A 12,536-nucleotide genomic window follows, 5' to 3' on the forward strand; every position below is an offset into this window, starting at 1 on the left:
GAGCCAGGAGGCGCGCCTCTCCGATTCCCTCGTGAGGGACTATGTTGTGAAGCGACGTGCAGGCGGCAAGCGTAGCGACAGGAATTCGGGCCCGGGATCGCGAGCTCAGCCTCCGGCCGGCTGGTAACTCTGGTGGCGGCTTTGTGTTTGGCAGAGGAGGAGTGTGATGCAGCTATTCTACCGTGATGCGATTCGCCAGGCCGTGGGCCTGGACCTCGAGGCCCTGGCGGCGGTGGAGGCGGGCTTCGCCGCCCTGGGGCGTGGCGAGGTAGTGCAGCCGCCGATCCTCTCCATGGCCATCGAAGAGGCCAACGGCGAGGTGGACGTCAAGACCGCCCATATCCGCGGCGCGCCGCGCTTCGCCATCAAGGTCAGCCCCGGCTTCTTCGATAACCCCAGGCTGGGGTTGCCCAGCCTCAATGGCCTGATGCTGGTGTTCTCCGCCCGGACCGGCCTGGTGGAGGCGGTGCTCTTCGACGAGGGCTACCTGACCGCGGTGCGCACCGCCCTGGCCGGGGCCATCGCCGCCAAGCACCTGTCGCGACCCGACAGCCGGCGGGTGGCGGTGCTGGGCGCCGGCGAGCAGGCCGAGCTGCAGGTCCAGGCGCTGCGCCTGGTGCGGGAGATCGACCGGGTGGATATTTGGGCGCGGCGCCACGAGGCGGCCCAGGCCTTCGCCCGGCGCCTCGAAGACCAGAGGCTGAAAGCGCGGGCCCACGATAGCGTGGCCTCGGCCTGCGCGTCGGCGGATATCGTGATCACCACCACGCCGTCGCGGAGTCCCATCCTGCATGCCGGCGAACTCCCCGAGGGGGTACATATCACCGCGATGGGCTCGGATAGCCCCGGCAAGCGGGAGCTGGACGAGTCGGTGCTGCACCTGGCCAGCGCCTTCGTCTGCGATACCCGGGCCCAGAGCGAGACCAATGGCGAGCTCCAGGCCCTGGTGGCGAAGGGCGAGCCACCCTTTAGCGTCTATGAGCTGGGGCGGGTGATCGCCGAGGGCTGGCGGCTGCGGAGCTCGCCCCGGGATATCACCGTCTGCGATCTCACCGGCACCGGGGTGCAGGACACCGCCATCGCCAACTTCGCCCTGGAGCGCCTGGCCCGGGTCGGCGACTAGTTCCTGTCGTGTGCCTTCGGCCTCGGCTCAGCCTCGGTTGATAGGGCGTGACCCGCGCGCCCTTGAGCGGGGGCCGGGGCTGGCCCATGCTGGGTGGCACCGTGATTGTCCTGGAGTCGAGTCCTATGCGTCGGGTTATCGCCTTCGATGTCTATGGCACCCTGATCGATCCCCATGGGGTGGTCGCCGAGCTGGAGGACCTGCTCGGCGATCGCGCCATGGCCTTCTCCCAGCGCTGGCGGGACAAGCAACTGGAGTACAGCTTCCGCCGCGGCCTGATGGGCGCCTATGCCGATTTCGCCCAGTGCACCCGGGAGGCCCTGGAATTCACCGACCGCGCCTTCGGCGGCCCCCTCAGCGAGCTCCAACTGGATCGCCTGATGGCCCATTACGGTCGCCTGCCCGCCTATCCCGAGGCGGCCGCCGCCCTGGCGCGGCTGCGTGAGGCGGGCATCACCTGCGTGGCCTTCTCCAACGGCGCTCGCGAGACGGTGGCGGCGCTGCTGGCCCAGGCCGGGCTCGCCGAGGCCTTCGACGATATCGTCAGCGTCGACGAGATCAAGCGCTTCAAGCCCGACCCCGCCGTCTACTCCCACCTGCGCCATCGCCTGGAGGCCCCGGCGGAGGCCACCTGGCTGGTCTCCAGCAACCCCTTCGACGTGATCGGCGCCCGCCATGCCGGCCTGCATGCGGTCTGGGTGCGGCGCCTGGCCGAGGCGCCCTTCGATCCCTGGGGAGGCGAACCCGATCTGACCGTCACCGACCTGGAAAGCCTGGCCGAACGGCTAATTGGCTTCGCCGACTGATTTCGTCGGGGCGGCGAACCCCTCTCACACCGCACCGTGACCGACCTGGAGAGCCTGGCCGAACGCCCTGAGCCTCGCCCCGGACAGTCTCGGACTATGCTGGGGCAAGGTGATATCGGGAGGAGCGGCATGGGTGACTGGGGCGAGCACTTCACCTATCTGGAGCGGGGATTACCCTATCGGCGTTATGCGCGTCCCGAGCTGCTGCGCATCGGCCTGGTGCTGCTGGATACCGACTACACCCTGGAGCGGGACTGGCAGCGCTTGCTGGGCGACGATATGGAGTGCTTTTCGACCCGTTTGCCGACCACCGGGGAGGTGACGCCCCGGGCCTTGCTGGCCCTGGCGCCGAAGATCGAGGCCGCGGCGCGTACCCTAGTGCCGGGGCTGCCCCTGCATACCCTGGTCTTCGGCTGCACCTCGGCGGGGCTGCTGATCGGCGACCCACCCATCGCCAGGACCTTCGCCACGGTGCGTCCCGGGGTGGCGGTGACCCACCCCTGGCTGGCCCTGCGCGAGGCCCTGGCGAGCCTGGGGGCGCGGCGCATCGCCCTGCTGACCCCCTATGTGCGGGAGCTCAATGCCGCCTTCTATGCCGCCTTCGAGAAACTGGGCATCCAGGTGGCCGCCGTGGGCGGCTTCCATCTGCGCCGCGACGTGGATATCCCGGCGGTGGACCCGGACTGTCTCGGCGATGCCCTGGCGGTGTTGCTGGAGGGGGCCGAGGGGGTGGAAGCGGTGGTGATGCCCTGCACCAACCTGCGCGCCCTGGAGCGACTCGAGGCGCTTGAGGCGCGCTTCGGGATTCCCTGCCTGTCCAGCAACCAGGCCCTCTACTGGCACGCCCGGCGACTGGCCGGACGGGCCACCCGGCTGGCGGGTTTCGGTCGATTATTGGCCGGGTAGGGGGAAAGCGCCTCAAGGTGATGATGCTGTCTTCGCGCCAGGCGATTCGCTCCTCTCCGGGACGCAACCCCGACGCTTTACTCGCCGGGTGACGCGCACCAGGCCGGACCAAGGTCCCTCTTGCCGGCCTGAAGCCGACATCCCTGTCGGCTTGCGCTACCCGGCTCGCGTCGCGCCGGCATCCCGGCGACGTCGCTCACCTGCCTGGAGCGATGTCCAGCCGCGAGCCTGCTTGCCCGGAAGCAGCATGACAGCTCCCGGCTCTCAGTGCTCGGCACTTAGCCCAGCCGCTGCCCGGAGACGCAGGGATGGTAGAGCGGCTGGACGCTATTGCCGTCCGGGTCCAGGCAGTAGAAGCTGCGGGCGCCATCGGCATGGTCATGGGGGGCGCTGGTCACCCGGACGCCCTGGGCCTTGAGGTAGTCGTGCCAGGCATCCACGTCCTCGGCGGTATCCACCACGAAGCCGAAGTGATCCAGGCGCTGGGGATCCTCGCCGGTGGGCGCCTTGGCGCGGCTCAGCGAGAGGTTGTCGTTGCCCAGGGTCAGGTAGACCAGGTCGGCATGGGCGCGGCGCAGCACCTCCATGCCCAGCAGCTCCACGTAGAAGCGTTCACAGGCCTCCAGGTCCTGCACCTGGAGGGCGATATGGCGCATGCCATTGAGGGGGGCGGGGCGTTGCATGGGCGCTTCCTTTGGTCATCGACTCGACTATGATATTTTGTGGAAAATATTTCCATTTAACCTCATCGTCAAGTCGAGGAGCCGCGAATGTTCTGTATTATCGTCAAGACCCAGCTCAAGCCTGGCCAGCGGGAGCGCTTCCTGGAGGCGATGCTGCCCAATGCCGCCGCCTCGGTGCGCGAAGAGCCGGGCTGCCATGTCTTCGATGTGCTGGAAGACCAGCAGGACCCGAATCTCTTCTACCTTTATGAGATATACCGGGATGAAGCGGCCCTGGCCGAGCACAAGCAGACGCCTCACTACCAGGCCAGCCGCGAGGTCGTGAATCCCCTGATCGAGCAGCAGAGCGTGATCCGTGCCGGGGTGCTGGCCACCAGCCCGGAGGTTCGCCGGGCCTGAGGCCGGAATGAACCAACGTCCCGGCGCTCCATCACACGATTAAGAGTGCGAGATAGCCGGAGGGGCAGCCATGGGCAGCATGCGGTGGAACACTCGCCAGGGCATCATCCTGATCCTGTCGCTGCTGTGTCTGGCCCTCGGCGGCGCCCTGGCCTGGCATGCCCAGGCCCAGCAGGCCGAGCGCAGCGCCTGGGTGCTGACCATCGACGGGGCCATCGGCCCCGCCAGCAACGACTACTTCCAGCGCGGCCTGCGCAAGGCGGCCGAGGCGGAAGCCGAGATCGTGGTGGTCAGGCTCAATACCCCCGGCGGCCTCGACGCCTCCATGCGCGAGATGATCAGCGCCATGCTCTCCTCACCGGTGCCGGTGGCCTTCTATGTCTCCCCCGGCGGCTCCCGGGCCGCCAGCGCCGGCACCTACCTGCTCTATGCCAGCCATGTGGCCGCCATGGCCCCCGCCACCCACCTGGGCTCCGCGACGCCGGTACAGCTGGGCGGCGGCGGCCTGCCGGGAATGGAAGACGAGCCGGAGGCACCCGCCGAAGAGGCTTCGGAGTCGTCCGAGGCCACCGCCGAGGAGCCCGAGGAGGTCGCGGATCGGCCAGCCGATAACGACGAGGCGGTGGCCGATGAGCCGGCTCCCAGGGATGAGCCCCGTCGCGGCGAGACCGCCATGGAACGCAAGGTGCTGGAGGACGCCGTGGCCTATATTCGCGGCCTGGCCGAGCGCCACGGGCGCAACGCCGACTGGGCCGAGGAGGCGGTGCGCGAGGCGGTGACCCTGACTTCCAGCGAGGCCCTGGAGCGCAACGTCATCGATGTGCTGGCCGGCGACCTGGCCGACCTGCTGGCCCAGATCGATGGCCGCGAGGTGGTGATGGAGAGCGGCACCCGGGTGCTGGATACGACCAACCTGGTGATCGAGACCTATGATCCCGACTGGCGCACCGAGCTGCTGGCGGTGATCACCAACCCCAATGTGGCCTACTTCCTGATGATCATCGGCTTCTATGGGCTGATCTTCGAACTCTCCAACCCCGGCAGCCTGATCCCCGGCACCATCGGCGTCATCTGCCTGCTGCTGGCGCTGTTCGCCTTCCAGGTGCTGCCGGTCAACTACGCCGGCCTGGCGCTGATCCTGGTGGGCCTGGGGCTGATCGTCGGCGAGGCCTTTATGCCCAGTTTCGGGATCCTCGGCATCGGCGGGGTGGTGGCCTTCGTGATCGGCTCGGTGATCCTGATGGATGCCGAGCACCTGAGCATTTCGCTGCCGATGATCGGCGGCGTGGCGGGCCTGGCCGCCATCCTGATGCTGTGGGTGATGACCCGCTTCGTGGGCCTGCGCCGCGCCCCGGTGCGCACCGGCCAGGAGGAACTGATGCAGGCCCAGGCCACCGCCCTGGAGGACTTCGAGGGGGAAGGGCATGTGCGCCTGCACGGGGAGCGCTGGCGGGCGGTATCCGCCGGGCCGGTGCGTCGCGGCCAGGTGCTGAGGGTGGTGCGGGTCGACGGCCTGACCGTGGAAGTGGCGCCCCTGAGTGATGCCGACTAGGTTTTGTTCGAAAAGTCGGCGAGCGCAGACAGTTTTCGTACAGAGCCGAGAGGCTATGCTGACGAGAGCAGCAGCGAATTCGCAGCGACAATCGAGGAGTCCGAACCATGATGGTGACCTATCTCGTTCCCCTGGTATTGGTGGTGATGTTCCTGGCGGCGGCGATTCGCATCCTGCCGGAATACAAGCGTGGCGTGGTCTTCTTCCTGGGACGCTTTCAATCGGTGAAGGGGCCCGGCCTGATCATCATTATCCCCGCTATCCAGAAGATGGACGTGGTGGACCTTCGGGTGATCACCATGGACGTGCCGGAACAGGACGTCATTTCCCAGGACAACGTCACCGTCAAGGTTAATGCGGTGCTCTACTTCCGGGTGGTGGACCCGGAGAAGGCGATCATCCAGGTGGAGCATTACGTCAATGCCACCAGCCAGCTGGCCCAGACCACCCTGCGCTCGGTGCTCGGCAAGCATGACCTGGACGAGATGCTCTCCGAGCGCGACAAGCTCAACGACGATATCCAGGAGATCATCGACGCCTCGGCGGAGGGCTGGGGCATCAAGGTGGCCAATGTGGAGATCAAGCACGTGGACCTCGACGAGAGCATGATCCGCGCCATCGCCCGCCAGGCCGAGGCGGAACGGGAGCGGCGCGCCAAGGTGATTCATGCCGAGGGCGAGCTGCAGGCCTCCAAGAAGCTGGTGGAGGCCGCCAATATCATGTCCGAGAACTCCGGGGCCCTGCAGCTGCGCTACCTGCAGACCATGAGCGACATGAGCAACAAGAACGCCTCCACCATCGTGGTGCCGCTGCCCATCGACCTGGTCGAGGCCTTCCGCGAGATGAAGGCCTCGCCGGCGGCCCGGGCGCGTACCGGCGGGGGCGCCGGGGGGGAGGGAGCCTCCTGAGTCCCGTCAGGCGTTGAGGGCCGCGAGGCGACCTTGAGTCCACGCCTGTCGCCCCGCCAGCAGGGCCTGTTGATGACGGCTGGCGGGGCCCTGGTGATCTCCCCGGATGCCTTGCTGATCAAGCTGATCGGCCTGCCGGACGCCGAGATCCTGCTATGGCGGGGGCTGCTGACGGCGCTGGGCTTCGTGATCATCGTCTGGCTTCGCCAGGGGCGGGACTTCTTCGCCGCCTATCGCCACTGCGGTGTCACCGGGGTCGGGGTGGCGCTGCTGTTTGCCGGCTCCAGCCTGGGCTTCGTGCTGGGCAACCAGTACACCAAGGGCGGTAACGTCCTGATGATCCTGGCCGGGGCACCGCTCTTCGCCGCCCTGCTGTCGCGCTGCTTCCTCGGCGAACGCCAGCCCCCCAGCACTTGGCTGGCCATTGGCGCCTGTTTGCTGGGCACCGCCCTGATCGTCGCCGACGAGGCCGGCGCCGGCAGCCTCCTGGGCAACGGATTCGCGCTGCTGGCGGCCCTCTCCCTGGCCGCCAACTTCACCCTCTGCCGCACCCGCCCGGGTGTCGACATGAGCCCCATGCTGACCCTCTCGGGGCTGCTGGTGGCCCTGGCGGCGGCACTCTACGGCATCGCCGGCGATGGCCTGGCCTGGCCGCCGGTGGAGCGCCTGGGGCTGTTGCTGCTGCTCTGCCTGGGGCTGCTGCCGCTGGGCTTTACCCTGATCCAGCGCGGCCCCCTCTACCTGCCCGCCGCCGAGGTGGGGCTGCTGATGCTGCTGGAGGTGGTGGTGGGCAGCCTCTGGCTATGGTGGCTTCTGGCGGAGCGTCCCTCGCCCTCGGCCCTGGTGGGCGGCGCCCTGGTACTCGGCACCCTGGGGCTCAAGGGCGCCTTCGACCTGCGTCGCGAACGACGCCTCAGGCAGCGGGTGCAGGACGCCGAGTAAGCTGGTAGAATTTGCGCTCCTCAAATCAAGGTTCTCCGCGCTCTGGCGTGAATACATGGTGGGAGCGCAGATTCTGCGCGATATCGTCCGAAGGGCGATCCTGGCAAGCCCCAAGGCACCTGGCGGCGCCAATCGCCGAGGCGTCGGACCGTCGGCATAGCCAAACTCCCACGATAGCAAGCCGGAATTAGCCATGTTGTTGCTTCATGCTGATCTGCGATGAACCGAAAATAAGCGCCCCAAACCCTTTTGGGTCTTGTCGGGCGCCAATGAAACGAGCAAGGGATTCTCAGCAGGTGACTCACGCCTCTCCACGCGGTATGACTCCGCCCTAGCACTGCCTTCCCCTTCCCCGGGGAGACGCGACTGCCGTCATGGCAGCGTCACCCCCTGGCATCACTCTGGATGCCTGGCGCCCGAGTGCGTCCTCGTTTCGCCCATACCCGCAAATCATCAACGCTCCTCGCCCGGCGAGCCGCCCCTGTCATGGCAGGGCGTCGTGCGCCTCGGCGAGATATCACCCCTCGACTGGACCGCAGAATGATTCGATCGATCAAGCAAGACTGGTTCTCCAACCTCAAGGGCGACACCCTGGCCGGCATCGTGGTGGCCCTGGCGCTGATTCCCGAGGCCATCGCCTTCTCCATCATCGCCGGGGTCGACCCCAAGGTGGGCCTCTACGCCTCCTTCTCCATGGCGGTGATCATCGCCTTCGCCGGCGGCCGCCCGGGGATGATCTCCGCCGCCACCGGCGCCATGGCGCTGCTGATGGTGACCCTGGTCAAGGAGCATGGCCTGGAGTACCTGCTCGCCGCCACCCTGCTCACCGGGGTGCTGCAGATCGTCGCCGGCTACCTGAAGCTCGCCGACCTGATGCGCTTCGTATCGCGCTCGGTGGTCACCGGCTTCGTCAACGCCTTGGCGATCCTGATCTTTATGGCCCAGCTGCCGGAGCTCACCGACGTCACCTGGCATGTCTACGCCATGACCGCCGCCGGCCTGGTCATCATCTACGGCTTCCCCTATGTGCCGGTGATCGGCAAGACCCTGCCGTCGCCGCTGGTGTGCATCCTGGTGCTGACCGCCGTCTACCTGCTGACCGGCATGGAGATCCGCAGCGTCGGCGACATGGGCGAGCTGCCCGATGCCCTGCCGGTGTTCCTGTGGCCGGACGTGCCGCTGACCCTCGAGACCCTGGGCATCATCCTGCCCTATGCGATCATGCTCACCGTGGTGGGTCTGCTGGAGTCGATGATGACCGCCACCATCGTCGACGACCTGACCGATACCCCGAGCGACAAGAACCGCGAGTGCAAGGGCCAGGGCCTCGCCAATATCGGCACCGGCCTGCTGGGCGGCATGGCGGGTTGCGCGATGATCGGCCAGTCGGTGATCAACGTGAAGTCCGGCGGCCGCGGCCGTCTCTCCGCCCTGGTGGCCGGCGTGGCGCTGCTGATCATGGTGGTCTTCCTCGCCGACTGGGTCTCGCAGATCCCCATGGCGGCCCTGGTGGCGGTGATGATCATGGTCTCCATCGGTACCTTCAGCTGGAGCTCCATCCGCGACCTCAAGAAGCATCCGATGAGCACCAATATCGTCATGCTGGCCACCGTGGCGGTCACCGTGGGCACCCATAACCTGGCCATCGGCGTCTTCGTCGGCGTGCTGCTGGCGGCGATGTTCTTCGCCAACAAGGTGGGCAATATCCTCTACCTCGGCTCCGAGCTCGCCGAGCAGGGCAGCGAGCGCACCTATCGGGTGGTGGGTCAGGTGTTCTTCGCCTCGGCGTCGCGTTTCATGGCCGCCTTCGACTTCAAGGAGAGCCTCGAGAAGGTCACTATCGATCTCTCCCGGGCCCACTTCTGGGATATCACCGCCGTGGAGACCCTGGACCGCATCGTCATCAAGTTCCGCCGCGAGGGCACCGAGGTGGAACTGATCGGCCTCAACGAGGCCAGCGCCACCATCGTCGACCGCTACGCCGTGCATAACGACCCGGAAGCCGTCGAGAAGCTGATGGGCGGTCACTGAGGGGAGGTACCCGCCGACACCCCGGGCGCGCCGGGGTGTTCAGCGCGGCATCGATAGGGTAGAAACGGGGTATACGCCAGCAAAAGGATTGAGCACATGACCGAGCAAGTAATGGCCGCCATCGACGGCTCCCAGTTCTCCGAGGGCGTCTGCGATTACGCGGCCTGGGCCAGTCTGGCGCTGGCGGCGCCGCTCACCTTCCTGCATGTGGTGGATAATCACCCCCAGACCGCCGAGGCGGACCTCTCCGGCAATATCGGCCTGGGCTCCCGTGAGCACCTGCTGGAAGAGCTGGCGAGTCTCGACGAGCAGCGTGCCAAGCTGGCCCAGGAGCAGGGCCGGCTGATGCTCCAGGCGGCCAAGGAGCGGGCCCTGGCCGACGGCGTGGCGGAACCCGCCAGCCGCCAGCGCAACGGCACCCTGGTGGAGACCCTGGCGGAACTGGAGGAGGAGACCCGATTGCTAGTGATCGGCAAGCGCGGCGAGGGTCACCAGCAGGACAGCGGCCACCTGGGCTCCAACCTGGAGCGGGTGGTACGCAGCCTGCATCGCCCTATCCTGATGGTGCCGCCCACCTTCACCCGCCCCGAGAAGGTGCTGATCGCCTTCGACGGCAGCAAGACCACCCGCAAGGGCATCGAGATGATCGCCAAGAGCCCGTTGTTCCAGGGCTGCGAGTGCCATGTGGTGATGGTGGGGGCGGAACTCGCCGACCTGCGCTCCCAGCTCGACTGGGCGCTGAGTACCCTGCGCGAGGCGGATCACCAGGCGGTGGGGGAGATCCGCGCCGGCGAGGTGGAGGAGACCCTGCGCGCCTATGGGGAAGAGCAGGGCATCGACCTGCTGGTGATGGGCGCCTACGGCCACTCGCGGATTCGCCACCTGCTGGTGGGCAGCACCACCACCGCCATGCTGCGCAAGGCCAAGTTGCCGGTCCTGCTGCTGCGTTAAGTCAGGGCGTTATGCTAGCCATCGCCGGCCAGGGGAGTGCCCCTGGTCGGCGATGTCGTTTCAGTCCTGGCCCGATCGGGCGCTGGCCAGGACGCCCTGGGCCAGCAGCCAGCCCACCACCAGCAGCGCCAGCATGCCGGCCAGGATCAGGGTGAAGGAGGCGCCCAGGTCCAGGGCCAGCCCCAGCACCGCCGGGGCGATGCCGGTGGAGAAGACCATGGCCGCGCTCAGGGTGGCGCGCACCGTGCCCAGGTGCTCGCTGCCCCACAGGCGCACCAGCAGGCTGGTGGCGATGGACTCCTGGGCGCCCATGGCCAGGCCGCCGCCGACCATCAGCGCCCAGACCCCCGGGTGACCGCCCCAGACGATGGCCACTACCAGGGCCAGGGCATAGGGCAGCAGATAGAGGCGCGCCAGGCGCACCGGCCCCAGGCGATCCACCCAGCGGCCGCCGAGTAGGGCGCCGGGCAGCTTGGCCAGGCCCATGCCGGCCAGCGCCAGGGCATAGACGCCCAGGGTGCTGCCCAGGTCCTCGGTCATGCGCGCCTGGTAGATGAAGAGGCCGGTCATGGTCACCGGCAGGGTCATCAGCAGCGGCAACAACCGCCAGAAACGCCTCTCGCGGAAGGGCCGCGGGCCGTCCTGAGGCTGGCCCCGCACCGGCCGCCGCCCCGGCGCCCCGGGCCAGGGGCCCCGCAGCAGCAGCGGCACCCACAGCAGTGCCAGGACGGCGGCGAACAGCCACCACAGCTCCCGCCAGCCCAGCCACACCAGCAGGGCGGCCATCAGCGGCGGCAGCGCCGTCTCGCCGAGCATCAGGCCGGTGCCCACCAGGCCCAGGGCGCGGCCGCGCAGGTCGGTGAACTCGCGTCCCGCCAGGGTATTGCCCAGGTGGGTCATCATGCCCTGGCCGCACAGGCGCACCAGGCCCAGCCCCAGCAGGCCGAGCCCCCACCAGGGCGCGGTGGTGAGCAGCAGGATGCCGGCCAGCAGGGCCAGGAGCACCGTGATGGCGAAGCGCCGCGGGGCTATCCAGTCGATGCTCGGCCCCAGGCGTAGCATGGCGAAGCCCGCCACCAGGGTCACCAGGGCATAGGCGGTGCCGAACTGGCCGGCGGAAAGCCCCAGGCGCTCGGCGATGGGGGCCTGGAAGAGGCCGATAAAGAAGCTCTGGCCGAGGCTCGAGGTGAACATCGCCAGGAAGGCGATGCTCAGCAGGCCGCGGTGATCCCGCAGCAGGGTGCGGTAACCCATGGTCGATCTCCTGTCCCTGAGTCGTGCGGCGTCCGGCGTCCGGTGGCAAGATGGAGGGAGCACGGCCGCGACAGCGGCCCATGATAGCAGCGATGGGGAGCCCATGAGGCTCGCCATCCCCTGAGCCGGAGGTCGAGATGAATCATCCCGAACTGGATATGATCGCCGTGACCGCACGACTCGAGGCCCTGCGCGAGGAGCTCTGCGAGCAGAGCGCCGCCTCGGCGGACTCCCGGGAGACCGTGGTGCTGGACCAGACCTCGGTGGGGCGGCTGTCGCGGATGGATGCCCTCCAGGGGCAGGCCATGGCAAAGGCCGAGGAGCAGCGCCGCCAACTGGCCCTGACGCGCATCGAGGCGGCCCTGAAACGCATCGCGGCGGGGGACTACGGCGAGTGCATCGAGTGCGGCGAATGGATATCGAAGAAACGCCTGGAATGGGATCCAACTGTGTTGAAATGTATTGACTGTGCCGAATAAAACAGTGGAATTATCCGTGATTCTGCCGTGGTGTGCGTTATCATTTTGACCTTTCCCGTCCCTGTTCCAGCGAGGTAGCCATGAGCATCCAGCGTCACGACACCAAGACCCGTATGAGCCGCGCCGTCATCCATAACGGCGTGGCCTATCTGTGCGGCCAGGTGGCCGGCCCCGAGGCCCGCCAGGGCGATATCACCGCCCAGACCGAGAGCATGCTGGCCCGGGTCGATGCGCTGCTGGCCGAGATCGGCTCCGACCGCGAGCACCTGCTCGCCGCCACCATCTACCTCAAGGATGGCGCCGACGTCGCCGCCATGAACGCGGTCTGGGACGCCTGGGTGCCCGAGGGCCAGGCCCCGGCGCGTGCCTGCCTCGTCGCCCCCATGCCCGCCGACGAGCTGAAGGTGGAGATCAGCGTCACCGCCGTCGTGAAAGGCTGAAGATGAGCCAGTGGCGAACAGCGCCACTCGCTTGACGCCAAGGGCCCGCCATTCGGCGGGCC

At 67.9% G+C, this 12,536-nt stretch carries 13 protein-coding genes; 11 read left to right on the top strand and 2 right to left on the bottom strand.

The window, feature by feature from the left end; genetic code table 11:
- Positions 1-166: 166 nt before the first annotated feature.
- From ACQ1W9_RS04935 to ACQ1W9_RS04945, 3 genes are all read left to right on the top strand, one after another.
- On the top strand, positions 167-1,123 hold the full coding sequence (locus ACQ1W9_RS04935; RefSeq protein WP_431025606.1) for a cyclodeaminase: 957 nt from the start codon (positions 167-169) through the stop codon (positions 1,121-1,123).
- Between the two features lie 125 nt (positions 1,124-1,248).
- Complete coding sequence (locus ACQ1W9_RS04940; protein WP_431025607.1) at positions 1,249-1,929, top strand: haloacid dehalogenase type II; 681 nt, start codon at positions 1,249-1,251, stop codon at positions 1,927-1,929.
- 129 nt (positions 1,930-2,058) lie between these two features.
- Entirely contained in the window at positions 2,059-2,835 is a 777-nt protein-coding gene (locus ACQ1W9_RS04945) for a maleate cis-trans isomerase family protein (protein ID WP_431025608.1), read from the top strand.
- 278 nt (positions 2,836-3,113) lie between these two features.
- Here the strand turns inward: ACQ1W9_RS04945 and ACQ1W9_RS04950 are convergent, their stop codons facing one another.
- Positions 3,114-3,518: a VOC family protein gene (locus ACQ1W9_RS04950; RefSeq protein WP_431025609.1), complete on the bottom strand. Its 405-nt coding sequence runs from the start codon at positions 3,516-3,518 to the stop codon at positions 3,114-3,116.
- A gap of 87 nt (positions 3,519-3,605) precedes the next feature.
- Between ACQ1W9_RS04950 and ACQ1W9_RS04955 the strand changes: the two genes are divergently transcribed.
- The 6 genes from ACQ1W9_RS04955 to ACQ1W9_RS04980 all read left to right on the top strand — a co-directional run bounded on the left by ACQ1W9_RS04955 (position 3,606) and on the right by ACQ1W9_RS04980 (position 10,301).
- Positions 3,606-3,917: a putative quinol monooxygenase gene (locus ACQ1W9_RS04955; protein ID WP_146804141.1), complete on the top strand. Its 312-nt coding sequence runs from the start codon at positions 3,606-3,608 to the stop codon at positions 3,915-3,917.
- Between the two features lie 79 nt (positions 3,918-3,996).
- Positions 3,997-5,469: an NfeD family protein gene (locus ACQ1W9_RS04960; protein ID WP_431026408.1), complete on the top strand. Its 1,473-nt coding sequence runs from the start codon at positions 3,997-3,999 to the stop codon at positions 5,467-5,469.
- 107 nt (positions 5,470-5,576) lie between these two features.
- Entirely contained in the window at positions 5,577-6,377 is an 801-nt protein-coding gene (locus tag ACQ1W9_RS04965; RefSeq protein WP_431025610.1) for a slipin family protein, read from the top strand.
- Positions 6,378-6,410: 33 nt separating this feature from the next.
- Positions 6,411-7,319, top strand: a complete 909-nt coding sequence (locus ACQ1W9_RS04970; protein WP_431025611.1) for a DMT family transporter — start codon at positions 6,411-6,413, stop codon at positions 7,317-7,319.
- A gap of 540 nt (positions 7,320-7,859) precedes the next feature.
- Entirely contained in the window at positions 7,860-9,350 is a 1,491-nt protein-coding gene (locus ACQ1W9_RS04975; RefSeq protein ID WP_431025612.1) for a SulP family inorganic anion transporter, read from the top strand.
- Between the two features lie 96 nt (positions 9,351-9,446).
- A complete protein-coding gene (locus tag ACQ1W9_RS04980; RefSeq protein ID WP_431025613.1) occupies positions 9,447-10,301 on the top strand; it encodes a universal stress protein in 855 nt (284 codons plus the stop codon).
- Positions 10,302-10,361: 60 nt separating this feature from the next.
- Here the strand turns inward: ACQ1W9_RS04980 and ACQ1W9_RS04985 are convergent, their stop codons facing one another.
- Positions 10,362-11,555 carry an MFS transporter gene (locus tag ACQ1W9_RS04985; RefSeq protein ID WP_431025614.1) on the bottom strand — a complete coding sequence of 398 codons (1,194 nt, stop codon included), beginning with the start codon at positions 11,553-11,555 and terminating at the stop codon, positions 10,362-10,364.
- A gap of 137 nt (positions 11,556-11,692) precedes the next feature.
- Between ACQ1W9_RS04985 and ACQ1W9_RS04990 the strand changes: the two genes are divergently transcribed.
- Positions 11,693-12,034, top strand: a complete 342-nt coding sequence (locus ACQ1W9_RS04990; RefSeq protein WP_431025615.1) for a TraR/DksA family transcriptional regulator — start codon at positions 11,693-11,695, stop codon at positions 12,032-12,034.
- An 80-nt stretch (positions 12,035-12,114) separates the two neighbouring features.
- Positions 12,115-12,474 carry a RidA family protein gene (locus ACQ1W9_RS04995; RefSeq protein ID WP_346061773.1) on the top strand — a complete coding sequence of 120 codons (360 nt, stop codon included), beginning with the start codon at positions 12,115-12,117 and terminating at the stop codon, positions 12,472-12,474.
- Positions 12,475-12,536 lie beyond the last annotated feature (62 nt).

Origin of the sequence: Halomonas sp. H5 (genome assembly GCF_050613175.1) — a bacterium.
In the GTDB taxonomy this organism is placed as follows: domain Bacteria; phylum Pseudomonadota; class Gammaproteobacteria; order Pseudomonadales; family Halomonadaceae; genus Bisbaumannia; species Bisbaumannia salifodinae.